The 18,566-nt window shown below is 62.5% G+C and carries 18 protein-coding genes and 1 pseudogene; 10 read left to right on the top strand and 9 right to left on the bottom strand.

The window, feature by feature from the left end:
* Positions 1 to 48 precede the first annotated feature (48 nt).
* Positions 49 to 2,736, top strand: coding sequence for an EAL domain-containing protein (locus E5W70_RS02760; protein WP_292653930.1), 2,688 nt, complete (start codon positions 49 to 51; stop codon positions 2,734 to 2,736).
* Between the two features lie 44 nt (positions 2,737 to 2,780).
* Here E5W70_RS02760 and E5W70_RS02755 read toward each other — a convergent pair whose 3' ends face one another.
* The 3 genes from E5W70_RS02755 to E5W70_RS02745 all read right to left on the bottom strand — a co-directional run bounded on the left by E5W70_RS02755 (position 2,781) and on the right by E5W70_RS02745 (position 5,181).
* On the bottom strand, positions 2,781 to 3,299 hold the full coding sequence (locus E5W70_RS02755; RefSeq protein WP_292653929.1) for a CAP domain-containing protein: 519 nt from the start codon (positions 3,297 to 3,299) through the stop codon (positions 2,781 to 2,783).
* Positions 3,300 to 3,448: 149 nt separating this feature from the next.
* Positions 3,449 to 4,288: a hypothetical protein gene (locus E5W70_RS02750; protein ID WP_292653928.1), complete on the bottom strand. Its 840-nt coding sequence runs from the start codon at positions 4,286 to 4,288 to the stop codon at positions 3,449 to 3,451.
* A gap of 527 nt (positions 4,289 to 4,815) precedes the next feature.
* Positions 4,816 to 5,181, bottom strand: a complete 366-nt coding sequence (locus E5W70_RS02745; protein WP_292653927.1) for a helix-turn-helix domain-containing protein — start codon at positions 5,179 to 5,181, stop codon at positions 4,816 to 4,818.
* 108 nt (positions 5,182 to 5,289) lie between these two features.
* Between E5W70_RS02745 and E5W70_RS02740 the strand changes: the two genes are divergently transcribed.
* Together E5W70_RS02740 and E5W70_RS02735 are read left to right on the top strand one after the other, a co-directional pair.
* Complete coding sequence (locus E5W70_RS02740; RefSeq protein WP_292653926.1) at positions 5,290 to 5,994, top strand: glutathione S-transferase family protein; 705 nt, start codon at positions 5,290 to 5,292, stop codon at positions 5,992 to 5,994.
* A gap of 143 nt (positions 5,995 to 6,137) precedes the next feature.
* Positions 6,138 to 6,962 (top strand): DUF2189 domain-containing protein, encoded by an 825-nt coding sequence (locus E5W70_RS02735; protein WP_292653925.1) that lies wholly within the window; start codon positions 6,138 to 6,140, stop codon positions 6,960 to 6,962.
* A 6-nt stretch (positions 6,963 to 6,968) separates the two neighbouring features.
* Here the strand turns inward: E5W70_RS02735 and E5W70_RS02730 are convergent, their stop codons facing one another.
* On the bottom strand, positions 6,969 to 7,601 hold the full coding sequence (locus E5W70_RS02730) for a LysE family translocator (RefSeq protein WP_292653924.1): 633 nt from the start codon (positions 7,599 to 7,601) through the stop codon (positions 6,969 to 6,971).
* A gap of 262 nt (positions 7,602 to 7,863) precedes the next feature.
* Between E5W70_RS02730 and E5W70_RS02725 the strand changes: the two genes are divergently transcribed.
* Positions 7,864 to 8,724, top strand: coding sequence for a TIGR01459 family HAD-type hydrolase (locus E5W70_RS02725; protein ID WP_292653923.1), 861 nt, complete (start codon positions 7,864 to 7,866; stop codon positions 8,722 to 8,724).
* A gap of 8 nt (positions 8,725 to 8,732) precedes the next feature.
* A complete protein-coding gene (locus tag E5W70_RS02720; protein WP_292653922.1) occupies positions 8,733 to 9,716 on the top strand; it encodes a bifunctional riboflavin kinase/FAD synthetase in 984 nt (327 codons plus the stop codon).
* Positions 9,717 to 9,793: 77 nt separating this feature from the next.
* Here E5W70_RS02720 and E5W70_RS02715 read toward each other — a convergent pair whose 3' ends face one another.
* Positions 9,794 to 10,348 carry an HdeD family acid-resistance protein gene (locus E5W70_RS02715; protein WP_292653921.1) on the bottom strand — a complete coding sequence of 185 codons (555 nt, stop codon included), beginning with the start codon at positions 10,346 to 10,348 and terminating at the stop codon, positions 9,794 to 9,796.
* A gap of 348 nt (positions 10,349 to 10,696) precedes the next feature.
* Between E5W70_RS02715 and E5W70_RS02710 the strand changes: the two genes are divergently transcribed.
* Entirely contained in the window at positions 10,697 to 11,602 is a 906-nt protein-coding gene (locus E5W70_RS02710) for an alpha/beta hydrolase (protein ID WP_292653920.1), read from the top strand.
* 262 nt (positions 11,603 to 11,864) lie between these two features.
* Positions 11,865 to 12,677, top strand: coding sequence for a MipA/OmpV family protein (locus E5W70_RS02705; protein ID WP_292653919.1), 813 nt, complete (start codon positions 11,865 to 11,867; stop codon positions 12,675 to 12,677).
* A gap of 16 nt (positions 12,678 to 12,693) precedes the next feature.
* Here E5W70_RS02705 and E5W70_RS02700 read toward each other — a convergent pair whose 3' ends face one another.
* The 3 genes from E5W70_RS02700 to E5W70_RS02690 all read right to left on the bottom strand — a co-directional run bounded on the left by E5W70_RS02700 (position 12,694) and on the right by E5W70_RS02690 (position 13,763).
* On the bottom strand, positions 12,694 to 13,128 hold the full coding sequence (locus E5W70_RS02700; protein ID WP_292653918.1) for an RES family NAD+ phosphorylase: 435 nt from the start codon (positions 13,126 to 13,128) through the stop codon (positions 12,694 to 12,696).
* A gap of 2 nt (positions 13,129 to 13,130) precedes the next feature.
* Positions 13,131 to 13,505, bottom strand: a complete 375-nt coding sequence (locus E5W70_RS02695; RefSeq protein ID WP_292653917.1) for an antitoxin Xre/MbcA/ParS toxin-binding domain-containing protein — start codon at positions 13,503 to 13,505, stop codon at positions 13,131 to 13,133.
* Between the two features lie 72 nt (positions 13,506 to 13,577).
* Positions 13,578 to 13,763, bottom strand: a complete 186-nt coding sequence (locus E5W70_RS02690) for a hypothetical protein (protein WP_023717127.1) — start codon at positions 13,761 to 13,763, stop codon at positions 13,578 to 13,580.
* Positions 13,764 to 13,806: 43 nt separating this feature from the next.
* Here E5W70_RS02690 and ileS point away from each other — a divergent pair, with 43 nt between their 5' ends.
* On the top strand, positions 13,807 to 16,797 hold the full coding sequence (gene ileS / locus E5W70_RS02685) for an isoleucine--tRNA ligase (RefSeq protein WP_292653916.1): 2,991 nt from the start codon (positions 13,807 to 13,809) through the stop codon (positions 16,795 to 16,797).
* A gap of 195 nt (positions 16,798 to 16,992) precedes the next feature.
* Positions 16,993 to 17,670 (top strand): hypothetical protein, encoded by a 678-nt coding sequence (locus E5W70_RS02680; protein ID WP_292653915.1) that lies wholly within the window; start codon positions 16,993 to 16,995, stop codon positions 17,668 to 17,670.
* Positions 17,671 to 17,741: 71 nt separating this feature from the next.
* On the opposite strand, the gene E5W70_RS02675 is transcribed toward E5W70_RS02680, so the two are convergent.
* Positions 17,742 to 18,194, bottom strand: a complete 453-nt coding sequence (locus E5W70_RS02675; RefSeq protein ID WP_292653914.1) for a nucleoside deaminase — start codon at positions 18,192 to 18,194, stop codon at positions 17,742 to 17,744.
* Between the two features lie 76 nt (positions 18,195 to 18,270).
* Here E5W70_RS02675 and E5W70_RS02670 point away from each other — a divergent pair.
* Positions 18,271 to 18,566 (top strand): annotated as a pseudogene (locus E5W70_RS02670) (RNA pseudouridine synthase); the annotation flags it as partial.

The raw sequence follows: 18,566 nt of genomic DNA, 5'->3' as shown, positions 1-18,566 counted from the left end.
AGGCGAGCCTCGTTTGCTTGCCTCAAGCATCAGCGGGAGGAATTGTGTTTGGCCACGAAATCATCCAGGCAAACCGCCGAAGCGCCCGAATCCGCCAATTTGACGACTCTGGCACAACTGGCGACTGCCTCATATGAGGCCCTCGAGCGCGAGCTTCGCGCCACGATTGCGGCACTTAAGGACCAGGCACTGCGGTTCCAGACCGCGATCGAGAACATCTCGCAAGGCATCTGCTTTTTTGACGCCGATGAACGGCTGATCCTCTGCAACCGCCGCTATGCGGAAATCTATCGCCTTTCGCCGGAGCAATTGCAGCCGGGCCTGGCTCTGCGCGAAATCGTCGAACGTCGCGTCGCTGTCGGGACCTCGCCGATGAAAGCGGACGCCTATCTGCCGTTGGCCCGGGCAGTCAATTCCGGCACGGCTTCGAGAAACTGGTCAGCCGTGCTCGCCGACGGCCGGACAATTCAGGTCTGCCATCAACCGATGCCTGACGGCGGCTGGGTGGCCACGCACGAGGACATCAGCGAGCTCAGCGCCAACCGCCTGGTCGTCGACGAGCGTATCTCGTTGCAGACGCTGATCGACCTGGTGCCAGACTACATGTGGGTGAAGGACACCGAAAGCCGCTTCGTCGTCGCGAACCGAGCCATTGCGTCCGACAGCGGTCGGGACAGCACGAGCGACATGATCGGTCTGAGCGACTTCGACCTTCACGCACCGGATCTTGCGCAAAAATTTCGCTCCATCGAGCAGCAACTGATGCGAGACGGACAACCGATGATCGACGAGGAGGAGTTCGTCGTCGATGCGTCAGGCACCGGCAAATGGTTCCTGTCGACGAAGCTGCCGTTGCGCAACGTTCAAAACAACATTTTCGGCCTCGTCGGCATTGCCCGCGACATCACTGCGCGCAAGCGGGCCGAAATCCTTCGCGACGGGCAGGGGCATATCCTCGAGATGATCGCAAAGAGCGCTCCCCTCGAAGACGTGCTCGAGCAGCTCATGCGTCTGGTCGAATCCCAACTGGCGGGGATATTCGGTTCGGTCTTGCTGCTCGACAAGGATGGCACCCATTTGCGCCACGCCGCCGCGCCGAGCCTGGCGAGAGACTACACCGACGCCGTCGACGGCGCCGCGGTCGGTCCCACGGCAGGGTCTTGCGGAACCGCAGTCTATCGGCGCGAATCGGTGATCGTCGCTGACATCATGCACGATCCGCTTTGGCAGGATTATCGCGAACTCGCGCGGCCGCACGGTTTGCGTTCGTGCTGGTCGACACCGATCCTGTCGCATCAGGGCGTCGTGCTTGGCGTCTTTGCGATGTATTCGATGACGGTGCGCGAACCGACCGAGGCCGAGACCCGCTTGATCGATTTCACGACGCGCATCGCCGGGATCGCCATCGAACGCAAACAGGCCGAAGACCGGATCCACTTCATGGCCAACCATGACGTGCTGACCGGGCTTCCCAATCGCGCCTTGCTCGAGGACCGGCTTTCGCAGGCGGTCCTGTACGCCCAGCGATACGATCGCTGGGTGACCGTGGTGTTCATCGATCTGGACAATTTCAAATTCGTCAACGACACGCTCGGCCACAATGCCGGAGACGAGCTTCTGAAGATCGTCGCAAGTCGCATGGTCGACTGCGTCAGGGCGACCGATACCGTCGTGCGGCTGGGCGGCGACGAATTCGTCGTCGTGCTTTTCGATCAGCCGGCGAACGTCGCTCTCGTCTCCGAGACCTTGCAAAAGCTCCGGGCGGCACTCGCCGAGCCGGTTCAGCTCGGAGCGCATCTGGTGCGGGCGACGGCCAGCATCGGCATTGCCAACTATCCCAAGGATGGGACGGATCCCGATACGCTGCTGGCAAATGCCGATGCGGCCATGTATCGAGCCAAGGAGTTCGGCCGCGATAATTTCCAGTTTTACGCTCCGGAGTTCAACACCAGGGCGCATGAAAAATTCGTGCTTCAGGAAGAGTTGCGAAACGCCTTGGCGCGTTCGGAATTCACTCTGCTCTACCAACCGCAAGTGGACCTTCGGTCAGGTCGGATTTTTGCGGTCGAGGCGCTGATACGCTGGAACCATCCAACGCTTGGCACGATAATGCCGACGATGTTCATCCCGACCGCCGAGGAGACAGGTCTGATCGTACCGATCGGCGACTGGGTTCTGCATGAGGCGTGCCGGCAGAACAAAGCCTGGCAAGACGCCGGGCTGCCGCCCTTGACCGTTTGCGTGAATGTGTCGGCGCGGCAATTCAGGGAACGCAACCTGATCGATCGCATCGTCAGCGCGCTGAAGGACAGCGGCCTGGAGGCCAGGTATCTCGAGCTGGAGGTGACCGAGAGCCTTATCATGCAGGATATCGAGCTCGCCCTCGCGACCATGAACGCTCTGCAAAGCCTGGGTGTCCAGATCTCGATCGATGATTTCGGCACAGGCTATTCCAGCCTCAGCGCACTCAAGGCCTTTCCCGTGGCGCGGCTGAAGATCGACAAGTCCTTCATCAAGGATCTCGCCGCCGACGAGAACGACCAGGCTGTGGCCAGCGCGGTGATTTCATTGGGGCAAAATCTCAACCTGAGGGTCATTGCCGAGGGCGTTGAGACAGATGATCAGGTGGCCTTCCTGCGCAGGAACAATTGCGACGAAATGCAGGGCTATCATTTCAGCAGGCCGGTTTGTGCGCAGGACATCGAGGAATTGCTCGGCGGCGGCCGAACAGACTGACGGATCGGTCGCCCGGCAGGCTTCCGCCGACCAAATGGCGGAAGTTATCTGCCGAGCACAAGGCACCAGTAGCGAAGCGTGCTGTCGCGGCCGTCGCGCACATAGGCGAGGCCGAAGCGGGTGAAGCGCGGGTCGAGCATGTTGCGGCGGTGGCCTGGCGAATGCACCCAGATATCGAACAGCTTCTGTTGGTCGAAGCGGCCTTCGGCGATGTTTTCGGCGGCCGCGCCGGCAATGCCATTGTCTTTGACGCGCGAGGCAAAGTCCTTGCCCCAGCCGGTGGTGTGGTTCATTCGGCCGCCGCGCGCCATATAGCCGGCCTGCTGCAGGGCTGCCCGTTCGAGCTGAGGATCTGGGAGAAGCGGCGCGAGACCGGCTGAAGCGCGGATGCCGGCCAGCGTGCCGGTGGCCGAGGCAGAGATCCCGGCGCCTTCACCGGTAGGCAGCACGGCGGTTGCGCAGGCGCTGAGCCCTGCAAGGGCGGCAAGGCCGGCGGCCCTGAGCAGCATGCGCCTGCTTAGGCCAGCTTTGCCTTCATCATTTTCGATTCTCGCGATGGTCATGCCCGCCTGACATAGCGGTGATCATGGCTTTTGCCGGGCAGGGGACTAGAATCTCGCGCAAGCCGACCCGCAGCGCAACAAAAGGGCCGAGCTCCGCTGACGCGCCCCACTGATCCAAGGCACTAGTGCGGGGGCGAGCGCAGGCGGGTTCAGTTGGTGCTGGTTGTGGCGGTGAACCCGCACTGCTTCTGTTCCATATCGATCTGCTTCGTGATGCGAATGGCGTTCTGTGCATAGGCCTCCGTCACGGAGCCACTATTCACGGTCTTGTCCTTCAGCGGACTCACGCCTGCGCAGAGGTGGAAAACATGCGGCTCGGCGGACTTCGCGGCTCCGTTTTCGGGCGCGATCCAGTAAACGACATCCTGACCGGCGGGGTGACTCGCGTCCCGCGTCGCCGCCGCCACCGCGGCGGTGTCCGTCGCGATCGCCTGCGCCTGAGCGGCGACATCGGGCGAACAGGCGGTGGTCGGCTGCCCCGACTTGATCTGGGCTGCGCACGCGTTCATATCCTGAGTGTACTGTTCGACCGACGGGGGTTTGAAACTGATCCCCGTAACCGTCGCGAGCACAGCCAGCGCAGCGCCGACGCCGCCGGCAATCTTCTTGGTCCGCGGATCCATGTTTTTGTCGGTGAGGATCAGGAAAACCAGTGGGAGGAAGGCAATCAGCGTGATGATTGCGCCGAGCTGGTTTTGGAAGAAGAACCTGGCCGCGTCGGATGCGCGGGCCGGATCGTGCCTGTTGGCCGCCTTCCACAGCAAGTTGCCGGCGATTGCGAAAATCGCGATGCCGACCAGAAGGCCGATGATCAGCGGCAGGTGTCCCTGGTCGAACTTGTTCTGGCGAAGCAGCATAATTCCGTAGATCTCGCCACCAATGGCGACGACCCACGAGAGTGCGGCGAAAAGGCGAAGACGCGTGGCGGAGGACTTCTGGCCCTGCGTCGCTTGCCAATCCTTGGTAACGTCTGGCTTGTTGTCGGTCATTGACCAGATCCCCTGATATCGAAACTTCTGCCGGCGGCGTTGGACCAGAAGGCCAAACCCGCCCTGCGCAGCGTCATTGAACGAGCGTCACCTGCCGTAGCGACTCGGCGAAAATGTGAGCGCCACGGCAGGCCTCATCTCCATTCATAATTCATATTGCGCATGAGTAAATCCGTCCATACCCACGCAGGCAGACGCCTATGCGGCGATGGCTCTGTTCTTCTTAATCTCTGGCTCGAACTTGACGCTGCCTTCCTTCGCTTGCCTCGCTTTTCTGGCGATCCGGTGGAAGCCGCGGTGGTCACAGGACCGGTCGAAAGCAACGTCGGCAGATCCGAACTGAGGCCGGCTCGATGATCCAAGGACCTGAAAGCGGCCAGTCCGCTTGCGTGCCCAAAATGCGACGTTAGCGTATCTGCTCGGCAATGAAGCTTCTGGCGCTGCCGGTGCGTTTCGGTATTCGGCCCGGATCCGACCCAAAGCGGCTGTCCAGCCTCGGGTGGCAAGCGTCAGATTTTCACAATCGGCTAGGCGGCTGTGTCTAGATTCGTTTCGGGCGTCGACGTAGCCCGGCCGGCCCGATCTTGCTCGGTATGTGCCCACCAGTCGCTCAGGGCGTCGATAAGCGGCACAAGCTTGAGGCCGGGCTCCGTGAGGTCGTAATCCACGCGTAGCGGATAGCCGGTATGCGCCGTTCGCCGCACAATCCCGGCTTCCTCCAGCTTGCGCAGTTCGAGCGCCAGAATGCGGTGCGACACGGTTGGGTTGTCACGCCTCAAATCGCTGAAGCGCTTGGTCCCGTCCTTGAGATAGTAGAGCAGCAAGGTGGGCCAGCGGCCGCTGAGCACACGCATGGTCTCTTCGATCGGGCAGCGTGAGACGACGTCTTTCATGACGGGGACCTGGTTACAGAATAGTGCGTAATTTACATGGGGCGACCAGCGTTTAGGGTCAAGTTTCGCTGCGCAGCGTAATCCCTAAATCATGGAAGAGACAAAGAAATGGAACCTATTCTCCTTTACGGCTTCCCGCTGGGAAGTTCGATGGGGCTTGTCGCTGCATTTGAACGCGTCGGACAACCCTACCGCCTGTGTCGCGTCGATATGCTCACTGAAATGAAGAACGATGCCTATGCCAGCATCAACGGCCGCCAGGAAACACCGGTGTTGATCACCGACGAAGGCAGGGTGCTCACCGAGACCATGGCGATCGCTGCCTGGCTCGAAGCCCGCGATACGCAACGCCGTATCAGCTTCGAGCCCCGCTCGCCGGAAGCCGACCGGATGCATCAGTTGACAGCTTTCGTGAACACCGGTTTCACCGCCGCCTTCACCCCGCTCTGGGCTGCATATGAAATGGAGTCGGCCGATCCGGCGCTGCTGGCAACCTTGCGTGACTTTGGCCGCACGGTCGTTACCAACCGCCATGATCAGCTTGAGGCGATGATCCTCGACACGGACTTTCTGGTCGGCGGCCGGCTGACGCTTGCCGACACCACGTTGATCGGCGTGGCGCGCTGGGCGGAGTTCCACCAGGCGGTCGACGGCACCGCTTATCCCAAGCTGGCGGCGTTACGCCGCCGCATCGAAGCCGATCCGGCCGTGCGATACGCGCTCGCTGTCGAGGCTGGCGAAAAGCCCGCCGGGTCCGGCGCTTGCCTCGGTCACGTGCCGCTGGCCGAGGTGACCGATCGCTTCGCGGCCTAATCTGTTCGTTCAGCCGCTCGGCGCCCCGGCGTCGGGCGGTGACGACAAGCGTGCCGAGATCGGCTATCATATCGCTGTTCTTGAAGTGCCAGCTGCGGGCGGCCATCCTGGCGGTGACCGCTCCGACACACGGGAGAAAGGTTATGGCCGGCTTTCATGTCATGGCGGACGCAGGTGGAATGCATGTACAGCCCACGGTGCGCCGCATCAGCACCGAGGATCTGCTCGATGCGCTCCGTCTCGGCGTAGAGGATTTCTGGGCCAAGCCGTCGCACTACGTGTTCCTGTGCCTGATCTATCCGGTGGTCGGCCTGATCCTGACGCAGTGGACGTCGGGCTCGAACGCCATCCAGCTCATCTATCCGCTGATGTCCGGCTTCGCTTTGGTCGGTCCGTTCGCCGCTATCGGCCTTTACGAAATCAGCCGCCGGCGCGAGTTCGGCATGGATACATCCTGGTGGCATGCGCTCGACGTGCGCCACTCCCCGGCGCTGCCCGCGATTGCGGTCATCGGTATCATGCTGGTGGTATTGTTCCTGCTCTGGCTGTTCACCGCGCAATCGATCTACACCAGCCTGTACGGCAATCAGCCTCCGGCCTCTATCGTCGGCTTTATTCGCGAGGTGCTGACGACCAGCAAGGGCTGGACGCTGATCCTGCTCGGCAACGCGGCTGGGTTCGCCTTCGCCGCGATCGTGCTGGCGACGACTGTCGTCGCCTTTCCGCTGTTGCTCGATCGTGACGTCGGCGCGGTCTCGGCAGTCGAGACGTCGGCGCGCGCAGTTATGACAAACCCGCTGCAGATGGCGCTGTGGGGCCTGATGGTCGCCGTGCTCCTGGTCATCGGCTCGATCCCGCTATTTGCCGGGCTTGCCGTCGTCATGCCCATCCTTGGCCACGCGACCTGGCATCTTTACCGCAGGGTGGTCGAACCGGAGCGGGCACAGCAGGTCAGGCGGCCGATGTAGGACCGATCAGCGTTGCGCGTCGGTTCCCATCTTGACGGCCAGCGCGGTCAGCACCGTGCCCATCATCCAGCGCTGGATCACCATCCATAGCGGCCGCCCGGCGAGGAACACGGCGATCGAGCCGGCCGTCACAGCGATGATGGCGTTGACGGTCAGGCTGATCGCGACCTGCGTGGCACCGAGCACCAGAAGCTGCGACAGCACGTGGCCCTTGCCGGGGCTGATGAATTGCGGCAGCAGCGACAGATAGAGCACTGCCACCTTCGGGTTGAGCAGGTTGGTCATCAGTCCCATGGCGAACAGCTTGCGCGGTCTGTCTTTCGGCAGTTCGCGGATCTGGAAGGGCGAGCGCCCGCCGGGCTTCACCGCTTGCCAGGCGAGCCACAGCAAATAGAGCGCGCCGGCAAGGCGCAGCACGTCATAGGCAAAGGGCACGGCGAGCAGCAGCGCGGTGATGCCGAACGCCGCCGACAGCACGTAAAACAAAAAACCGAGCGCCACTCCGCCAAGCGAGATCAGCCCGGCCTTCGGCCCTTGCGACAGCGAGCGCGAGATCAGATAGATCATGTTCGGGCCGGGCGTCAGCACCATGCCGAGGCAGACCAGCGCGAAGGCAAGGTGGTTGGCGGGTTCAGGCAAGAGCGCATCTCCGGATGAGGACACTCACCACACGCTTCCATCACCCGCAAGGGCATGAGGGCAGGAGCCTTTGAGCCAGCGCGCTGGGTCCCCTGCCTTAGTCGCCAATCCCATCGCCTTCAGCCGACGATGTGTCCCGTGCGACAATCTTGCGGACACAACGAAAGCTGGTGACAGGGTGAAGCGCTTCGGTTAATCCCAACCGGTCGCGGCGGACCGTCGGTCGCGGCCCTTGCAACCATCATGATACAGGGACAACGGCATGGCGGATTCCCCCGACATCATCGGTTCGCTCGCAGACCTGTCGGGAGCCTATGCAGCCATCCTGTGCGACGTCTGGGGCGTGGTGCACAATGGCGAATGGCATTTCCCCGCGGCGGCTGCCGCGCTGATCGCTGCTCGCGCGGCGAAAATACCTGTCGTGCTGATCACCAATTCGCCGCGTCGCAGCGCCGATGTGGTGGCGCAGATGAACGCCATCGGCGTTCCTCCCGCCGCCTACGACCGTGTCGTGACGTCCGGCGACGTTACCCGCGACCTGATCGCCGAAGGGCCGCGAAAGATCTTCCATATAGGCGCCGATCGGGATTTCACGCTCTATGAGGGCCTGGACGTCGAACTCGTCGAGGAGTTCGAAGCATCCGGCGTGGTCTGCACCGGCCTGTTCGATGACGAGGTGGAGAAGCCGGAAGATTATGCCGATCTTCTGCGGCGGCTGCGTGCCAGGAACCTGCCCTTCATCTGCGCCAATCCCGACATCGTCGTCGAGCGCGGCGAACGCATGATCTGGTGCGCAGGCGCTTTGGCCCGCGAATACGCACAGCTTGGCGGACGCACGCTGATTGCCGGCAAACCCTACGCGCCGGTCTATGACGTCGCCATGAAGGAGGTCGCCCTCACTCTCGGTCGCCCGGTCGAGCGTTCGCAAGTTCTGGCCATCGGTGACGGCATGATGACCGACATCAAGGGTGCGGCCGACAATGGCTTCGACGTGCTCTACGTATCGGGCGGCATCCACGCCCGCGATTACGGTGAGACGCTGCAGCCGGATCCGGCCAGGCTCGCGGCCTTTCTGGAAAAATACGGCTACAGGCCGGTCGCGGTGATTCCCAGGCTGCAATAGGTTAAGCCATGACGGCAATGTTCGAACGCATTTCCGCAACCGCACCGCTGCCGGCCCATCTGCGCGGCGGCGTGGTGGCGATCGGCAATTTCGACGGCGTCCACCGCGGCCACCAGGCGGTGCTCGAACGCGCGCACGCCGAAGCGGAGCGTCGCGGCGTACCTGCCCTGGTGCTGACCTTCGTGCCGCATCCGCGAAAGGTGTTCAGGCCGGACATGCCGCTGTTCGTGCTGACGCCGCCGCCGATGAAGGCGCGGCTGTTGTCGCATCTGGGCTTTGCGGCGCTGGTCGAGCAGCCGTTCACACGCGAGTTCGCCTCCTTGTCGGCGGAGGCTTTCGTCACCGGCGTGCTCGAGCGCAACCTCGGCATAAGCCACGCCGTCACCGGCTTCGATTTCCATTTCGGCAAGGACCGCCAAGGCGGCCCGGCCTATCTGATGGCTGCCGGCGAGCGCCACGGCTTTGGCGTCACGCTGGTCGATGCGTTTCGCGACGAAAGCGCCGAGGTGGTGTCGTCGAGCCGCATACGCACGCTGCTGTGCGAGGGCAATGTGGCCGAGGCCGCCGGCCTGCTCGGCTACCGTTTCACCGTCGAGGCGGAGGTGATCGGCGGCCAGCAGCTCGGCCGGACGCTCGGCTTTCCGACCGCAAACATGAGGCTTTCGCCGGAAGCCACCCTTAAGGAAGGGATTTATGCCGTCCGCTTCCGCCGCGCCGACGGTTCGCTTCATGATGGCGTCGCCAGCTTCGGCCGCCGGCCGACCGTCGATGACAATGGCGCGCCGCTGCTGGAGACCTTCGTCTTCGACTTTTCCGGCGACCTCTACGGCGAGATTTGTGCCGTGTCCTTTTTCGGCTACCTGCGTTCGGAGGTGAAGTTCGACGGGCTTGACGCGCTGGTCGCCCAGATGAAGCGCGACGAGGCTGAGGCGAAGGCATTGCTCGCCGGCGTCAGGCCGCTTTCCGGGCTCGACGCGGCCATAGCTTTTTAGAGCATGGTCCCGAACTGAAGGTCAGCGAAGCAAAAAGTGGGAACCGGTTTTCCGATAAATCATGCTCAAACCAGAAATTATCTCTTCAGCGCCAGGCCAAGGGCGATGAAGGTCCAGCCCTGGAAGATCAGGTCGACGGCCAGGAACAGGCCCAGCACCCACACGCTGTTGACCGGCCAGCCCATGGCGATGACCAGTCCCGCCAGTGCGCTGATGATGCCGGCTGCGACCACCCAGCCCCAGCCCGGCTGCGGCCGGTGGCTGTAGCCGACCCAAGCCCTGAGCACGCCTGAGGCAAGCAGCGCGACCGCCAGGAGGAAGGTCAGCACCGTCGAGGCGAGGACCGGATTGTCGAAGGCGAAGAAGCCGGCGACGGCGTAGAGGAGACCGCTGAGCAGCCAATAGAAGAAGCGGCCCCATGTCTTCACGCCGAAGGCATGAATGATTTCGACAACGCCGGCCATCAGCATCAGCCAGCCCACGACAAAGACGGAGGCGACGGTTGCGATGAACAGATTGCCGAAGGCGATGCCGCCGAAGACAAGCAGCAGCACCCCGAGCGCGACGAACCATCCCCACTTCGCCCGCGTCTGGCCGATGGCGTCTTTCATGGCATCGCTGTGCACGGTCATTGCCCTTCTCCCGCAAGGTTGCCTAGCTTCTTTGTTCCGGAAAATAGCGCCGATCGCCTTGCCCGTCCAGCGAGCAGGCTGTGAGCGCCACACTCCCGAGCGATCCGCTTGCCAGACCTCCGCTTTTGACCCGAAGCGGCCAAATACCAGATGGAATATTCGATCATGTGCGGGGGTGGGCCAGTGCTAAAAGATGACAAGCGGGTTTACGGGCGACCCGTCGTCCCGTGTATTCGCCATGGCGCAAGTGTAACGAAAAATTCCCAGCGTTGGCATTGGCCCTTTATCGATGACGTGTGGCTGCTGCTGTATGCCGTTTTCTACGCTTGATGAGGCTAGGGGAGCAAAATGAGCGATGTGGACGAACACCTCGATCTGATAGAGATCAGCGCGGTCCGCAGGCTGTTGACGTCAAAACCACGAACGGTCCGCTGGGACGAACGCCGGGCGCGGCTCGACGAAGTCGGTTCGGTCTGGCCGATTGCGGAGGACATCCGATGCGAGCATGTGGATTTCGATGGCCTCGCGGGCGAGTGGTCCCTGGCGCCTGGGAGTGACAGGGATAGGGTTCTGCTCTTTTTCCAAGGTGGTGGCTACTGCTCCGGCTCTCTTAAAAGTCATCGTCGAATGGTGACCGAGGCAGGTCGGGCAATGGGAATGCGCACCCTCGCGCTCGACTATCGACGCGCACCGGAACATCCTTTCCCCGCGCAACATGAAGACGCACTCGCGGCATGGCGCTTTCTAAGGCGGCAAGGCATCGCGCCGGACCGCATCGTGGTTGGCGGAGACAGTGCGGGCGGCAACCTCACCTTGTGCCTGGTCAGTATATTGCGCGCCGCAGGCGAGCGGCTGCCGCGGTGTCTTTGGCTGGTTTCGCCCTGGACGGACCTTTCGATGTCCGGCGCGACACTATCAACCAAGGACGCAATCGACCCTATTATCCACCGGGCGTATTTGGAGGAACTGGCAACCGCCTATGTTCCCAATGGCGTTGGTCGGCGCGATCCGCTGATCTCGCCTTTGTTCGCCGATCTGAGCGGATTTCCTCCAATGCTGATACAGGTCGGTTCGGCCGAGACGCTGTTGTCGGACGCAACTCGGCTTGCCGAAGCCGCTGGCGCGGCTGACGTCAAAGTACGTCTCGAAATTTGGCCGCATATGATTCACGCTTGGCCGGTTTGGAACGCGGGGTTGAGTGCCGGTCGGCGCGCTCTTCACAGCGCCGGCATGTTTGTCCGCGAATGTTTGTAACCCCTGGCTGAGCAGCTAGGGTTCATACGGCTATTGCGAAACGCCAACAGCAGCCGAGACATTTCAGGCTGGAGATGACAGTCGCTGCTGGCGCATTCCGGAAGTCTGGCATCTTGGTGCGGCACACAATTGGCTGCAATGCGGAACAGTTCGGCCAACGCCGTCAATGCTACGGATATTAAGTCAAATTTTACCGAACTGGCGCCATGGCTTCAGTCAAGGCTGGTTGTATCGGCCAACGCCTTCGACGTATGGAGTAACGATGCGGTCTGTCCCGACGATCCCGACGGTCTTGGCCGCATTCATGCTCGGCACCTGCGGCGTTGCCAAGGCCGGCGAGGGCACCTTCGGCTGGCTGTCCGGAGACTGGTACCTGACGGTCGGCGCCACCGGCATGGTTGCCCCGAATTTCGAGGGCGGCAAGAAGTACCTGCTCAGTGCCTCGCCGATCATCTCGCTCGGAAAGGCTGGTCCCGCGGCGCGCTTCACCTCGCGCAACGACAATATCTCATTGGCATTGATCGACGATGGCGGCGTCCGCGCCGGCCTGACAGGCAAGTTCCTGTTTTCCCGCGACGGTGGTGACGCCGACGAATTGAAGGGTCTCGACCCGGTGCGCTGGGGCGGCGAGGCCGGCGGCTTCTTCGAATTCTATCCTTTGGATTGGCTGCGTGCCCGCGCCGAATTGCGGCACGGCATTCGCGCCCACAACGGCTTTGTCGCCGACATCGCCGCCGACGCCTTTTACGATGTGACGCCCGACGTCAGGATTTCGGGCGGGCCGCGCGTTTCGTTCGCCTCATCGGACTATTTCGACGCCTATTACGGCGTTGATGCCAAGGAGTCCCTGGCCTCGGGGCTCAGCGAATATCATCCAGGCGGCGGGGTGAAATCGGCGGGCCTGGGCGGCGCGGTGACCTGGAAGGTGACCGAGCCGATGACGGCCAGTCTGTTCGGCGAATATTCCCGCCTGATGGGCCCGGCCGCCGATTCCAGCCTGGTCAAGGAGCGCGGCTCCAGGGATCAGTTCATGATCGGCGTGTCGACGACCTATCGCTTCGATTTCTCGATGTGAGCGGGTAGGCGTCGGCTCATTTGATCAAACGGCTGTCGAACGGATAACGGTATAGGCCCGCAATCGTAATGCGTGCCGCATCGTCATGGGTCGGGTTGAGCAGATAGTTGTTTGCTTTGCGCATTATGATCGAAGGAATTTTCATGACCGCGTAACGATTGGCCGAGAGAAAGTCCGTGCCCTGTCGCCGTGTCGATTCCATGTCCTTGTCCCAGCCGTCATGGATAACCGGTTCGGTCATTTCTATTCCGTCCGGAACGTCGATTTCGATAAGCTGGTAGGTTTCCGGAACGGTTTCGCGCGTCGCATGCACCAGTATCTCCAGCAGTGCCGTGGAAGGGTGGTCGGTGCAATAGACGATGGGCATCCCGCGCCTATTCCATCTTCCATCAACGAGCGTTCCGCCACGACCCGAGAGATCCGCGAAATTGGAGATGCGCCAGATGCGCATCGTCAGGCAAGCATGCCAAAGTCGATGCGGATAAGCTCTTCGGAAACGACGTGGGCGCCGGTCTCTGTCTCGATGAGATCGATCGGCCTTGCACCATCCAATGCTATGATCTCGCTTCTCAGCCAACGCTGGGCTTTCTCACGGCTGCCGAATACCCGATCCGCCTGCTCGGCGATGCGTTCTAGGCGCAGGGCGCGGTCGGATTCAGCTGGCGAAAGCGGCTCGGCATGTTCCTTGCGACGCGCCAGCGTGCGGCGGGGGGCAACGATACGATAGAGTTCTTCGCTACTGAAACCCAGACTGCGCAGATGATCGATCTTGTCCGTAGGGACGGAAAAGTCGTGTGTTGCGCGAATTGCCCTTGCTGCGACCGACATGAACGTCTCCTTGGCACTGCAGGCCATTTGCCTTCAAATGTACGCGCAATTGGCACATAGCACAAGGAAGTATCAGAGTTCGGGCTTTTCAACATCGCCTGTCTCGGTTAAAAGCCCAGCCATGACGAGCTTTTCGCGTCTTCTCGCGACTGCGATACGAATTACAGGCCCGGTGTTCCGGGCGGCCTGACCGCCGCCGGAGCCGCCGGGAATCTTGCGCGCGGCCTCTCGCGCTTTTTCCAGATCATGATAGTTCAACGCCCGGGCTCTTTTGCCGCCGGGCAACGCATATGGCAGACGAATGACTGATACCGAGACCGCCGAGACGATCGACTATTCCAAAACGCTCTACCTGCCGCAGACGGATTTCCCGATGCGCGCCGGTTTGCCGGAAAAGGAACCGCTGCTGGTCAAGCGCTGGCAGGACATGGACCTTTATCGCAAGTTGCGCGAAGACGCAGCCGGCCGCGAAAAATACGTACTGCACGACGGCCCGCCCTATGCGAACGGCAACATCCATATCGGCCATGCGCTGAACAAGATCCTCAAGGACGTCATCACCCGCTCGTTCCAGATGCGCGGCTATGATTCGAACTATGTACCCGGTTGGGATTGCCACGGCCTGCCGATCGAATGGAAGATCGAGGAGCAGTACCGCGCCAAGGGCAAGAACAAGGACGAGGTGCCGGTCAACGAATTCCGGCAGGAGTGCCGCGAGTTTGCGGCGCACTGGATCAAGGTGCAGGGTTCCGAATTCCAGCGGCTCGGTGTCGTCGGCGACTTCGACAATCCCTATACGACAATGGCTTTCCATGCCGAGGCGCGCATCGCCGGCGAGCTGCTGAAATTCGCCATGTCCGGCCAGCTCTATCGCGGCTCCAAGCCGGTGATGTGGAGCGTCGTCGAGCGCACCGCGCTGGCCGAGGCGGAGGTCGAATACCAGGACTATGAGTCGGACACGATCTGGGCGAAGTTTCCGGTCGTCAGCCTCGCTCGCCAGGTTATCAACATCGAGGATGGGCAGCCAGCTTTGGATCCGAAGCTGACGCAGACGTCGCTCGATCTGCTTGATGCCAACGTCGTCATCTGGACGACGACGCCGTGGACAATCCCCGGCAACCGCGCCGTCAATTACTCGCCGCGCATCAACTATGGTCTCTACGAGGTTACGGCGGCCGAGAACGCCTTTGGTCCTCAGCCCGGCGAAAAGCTGATCTTTGCCGAGAAGCTTGCGGACGACGCTGCCGCGAAAGCCAAGGTCACTCTGAATCGGCTTCGCAACGTTGGCGCCGAAGAGCTTGAAAACCTTACGCTTTCGCATCCCCTCAAAAGTCTGGGTGGCGGCTACGATTTTCCCGTGCCGATGCTCGCCGGCGATCATGTCACCGACGATGCCGGAACCGGTTTCGTCCACACCGCGCCGGGACACGGCCGCGAAGACTTTGACGCTTGGATGGATGCAGCCTCTGATCTTCGCCAGCGCGGCATCGACACTGCGATCCCCTTCACGGTCGACGATGCCGGCTTCTTCACCAAGGACGCGCCGGGCTTTGGCCCGGACCGCGAGGGTGGAGCGGCGCGCGTCATCGACGACAATGGCAAGAAGGGCAACGCCAACCAGGCTGTCATCGACGAGCTGATCAAGCGCAACGCGCTGTTCGCGCGCGGCCGCCTGAAGCACTCCTATCCGCATTCCTGGCGCTCGAAGAAGCCGATCATCTTCCGCAACACGCCCCAATGGTTCGTCTATATGGACAAGGAGCTTGGCGACGGCACGACGCTGCGCAGCCGCGCGCTGAAAGCCATCGACGATACCCGCTTCGTGCCCGCCGCCGGCCAGAACCGCATCCGCGCCATGATCGAGGAGCGCCCCGACTGGGTGCTGTCGCGCCAGCGCGCCTGGGGCGTGCCGATCGCCGTCTTTGCCGATGCCGGCGGCAATGTGCTGCGCGACGAGGCGGTCAACCAGCGCATCATGGACGCCTTTGAGAAGGAAGGCGCCGACGCCTGGTTCGCCGCCGGCGCCAAGGAGCGTTTCCTCGGCAATCACGATGCCTCGAAATGGCAGCAGGTCATGGACATCCTCGACGTCTGGTTCGATTCAGGCTCGACGCATGCCTTCACGCTTGAGGACCGGCCCGACCTGAAGTGGCCGGCCGACGTCTATCTCGAAGGCTCCGATCAGCATCGCGGCTGGTTCCACTCCTCGCTGCTCGAAAGCTGCGGCACCAGGGGCAGGGCGCCCTACGACACCGTCGTCACCCATGGCTTCACCATGGATGAGGAGGGGCGGAAAATGTCGAAGTCGCTCGGCAACACCGTCGTGCCGCAGGACGTCATCAAGCAGTCCGGCGCCGACATCTTGCGGCTCTGGGTGGTGACGACCGATTATTGGGAAGACCAGCGGCTCGGCAAGAACGTGCTGCAGACCAACATCGACGCCTACCGCAAGCTGCGCAACACCATCCGCTGGATGTTGGGCACACTCGCCCATGATGACGGCGAGGAGGTGCCACTGGACAAGATGCCTGAACTGGAGCGGCTGATGCTGCACCGGCTCGCCGAGCTCGATGAAGTCGTACGCTCGGGGTACGACGCCTTCGAATTCAAGCGCATCACCCGCGCGCTGCTCGACTTCATGGTGGTCGAGCTGTCGGCCTTCTATTTCGACATCCGCAAGGATGCGCTCTACTGCGAAGCGCCTTCCAGCGTGAAGCGCAAGGCTTCCGTGCAGGTGGTACGTCATCTCTTCGACTGCTTGGTGAAATGGCTGGCGCCGATGCTGCCCTTCACCATGGAGGAGGCTTGGCTCGACCGTCATCCGGTTGCGGTCTCCCTGCATCTCGACCAGTTCCCGGAAATCCCGGCGGACTGGAAGAACGAGGCGCTGGCGGAGAAATGGCGCAAGGTTCGGCAGGTTCGCCGTGTCGTCACCGGCGCGCTGGAAATTGCCCGCGCGCAGAAGGTCATCGGCTCTTCGCTGGAAGCGGTGCCGGTCGTCACCCTCGACGATGCCGCGCTCGAAGCGGCGATCGCCGATGTCGACATGGCCGAGATGGCGATCACCAGCGATCTGGTTATCGTGCACGGCAAAGCGCCGGCGGGCAGCTTTACCCTCGACGACGTCAAGGGCGTCGCCGTGGTCGTCGAGAAGGCGGAGGACCGCGGCCTGGTGAAATGCGCGCGCTCCTGGCGCTACACCGCCGATGTCGGCTCAGATCCGGAATTCCCGGACGTCTCGGCCCGTGACGCCGCAGTCCTGCATGAGCTGAAAGCTGTGAGCCGCCTTTAAGGCGGTGCACAAATGCCACGGCGGGCGGCCGATCGGCCCCCGCGCGTTGCCCTTAACGAGTGGTTGAGGTAAACACGCGAAACTCCGGACGACAAATTGTCGCCGGAATTCCGTCGGAAGAGCATAGGCGATGGGGACCGGACCTTTCTTTGGCCGGCGGCAATCGAGAGGCTGTCTACAGTGGGACTTTTTGGCATGACCGAGAGAACTTACGCGCGCGTTGCGCTGCTGGCGCTTGTCGTATCGGGCCTCGCCTTGTCCGGCTGCATGGGCTCGCCCACTTACGGGACCGACAAGACCGCGGGCGCACAGCTTGCTGGCGACCTCACCGGGGCTTTTTCCTTCGCACCCAAGCGCAAGGATAGTATCGACTACAAGCCGCGCCCCACGCTGGTGAAGCCAGGGCCGGGGCAGAAGGAAGTCTTGCCGGCGCCGCAGGAAAGCATCGAGACGGCAAGCGCCGAATGGCCCGAATCGCCGGAGCAGCGCCGTGCCCGCCTGCGCGCCGATGCCACCCTGCATCAGGACGACCCGGCCTACCAGGCGCAGGTCATCGATGACGTGCAGACGGATCCGGCGTCGGTCAAGGCCGCGCTGAAACAGTCGGGCTCGAGCCACCCGCCCGCCTGGACTCCGGCCGATTCGGACAAGGGCCGCGCCGCGGAAATCATGCGCCGCCGGGCTGAAGGCAAACAGGGCGACCCGACCACCCGCAGATATCTGAGCGAGCCGCCGGTGCAATACCGCGCTGCCGCCGCCACCGCGCCGCAGGGCGACCTCGGCGAGGACGAGTACAAGAAGGAACGACGCCTCAAGAAGGAGGCGGCCGCCAAGAGCAAGAGTGGCGGCATGTTCGACTGGCTGCCTTGGTAGCCTGACGGCGCCAGAGACTTTCTGGCCTGGATTGGTTGACTTGGATTTGGACCGTCTGCCGGACCAGAAAATCAGGGTCCGCGTCGCTCGCGAAAAAAGTCTTTCAGCAGCGCTGCTGCAGCGTTCTCGGCCATGCCCGGATAGATGTCGGGCACATGGTGGCAGGTTGGTGACGTGAAGAAGCGAACGCCGTTGACCACTGCGCCGCCCTTCTCGTCGGCAGCGCCGAAATAGAGCCGGCGCAGCCTGGCGAAGGAGATGGCGCCGGCGCACATGGCGCACGGCTCCAGCGTCACATAGAGATCGTGGCCGCTGAGCCGCTCGCTGGAAAGCTTGCGGCAGGCCTCGCGGATCGCCAGCATCTCGGCATGGGCGGTGGGATCGGCGAACTCGCGGGTGCGGTTGCCGGCACTCGCAACGACTGTATCGCCGCCGACGACGACCGCGCCAACCGGCACTTCGCCACGCAGGGCGGCGGCTTCGGCTTCTTTCAGCGCCAGCGCCATGAAATCCTGCCGCTTCACGCGGTTTCCATTCCGATTATCTCCTCGCCACTAGAGCGCGATCCTGTTACTACCCGCGCAAACGAGCAAAGGCCACATGGACGACAAAAACAAGAAATTCCCGCGCAAGGCCGGCCCGAAACCGGCGGGGCCGCGCGGTCGCGATAGCGCTCACGGCAAGGGCGGCAAGCCGTCCTTCGGCGCCAAAAAACCTTATGCTCCGCGCGGCGACCGGCCGGCGGCGGCCGAAGGCGAACGGCCGAAGCGCGACTTCAAAGGCGGCGACAGGCCGTTCAGCAAAGTGCCGCCTCCGGAAGGCAAGCCTTATGAAAAGCGCGAGGGTCCACGCAAGCCTTATGCGCCGCGCGGCGACCGGCCAGAAGCTGCCGAAGG

The organism is Mesorhizobium sp. (assembly GCF_005063415.1).
In the GTDB taxonomy this organism is placed as follows: Bacteria; Pseudomonadota; Alphaproteobacteria; order Rhizobiales; family Rhizobiaceae; genus Mesorhizobium.
This window is presented reverse-complemented; position numbering and strand designations above follow the sequence as displayed.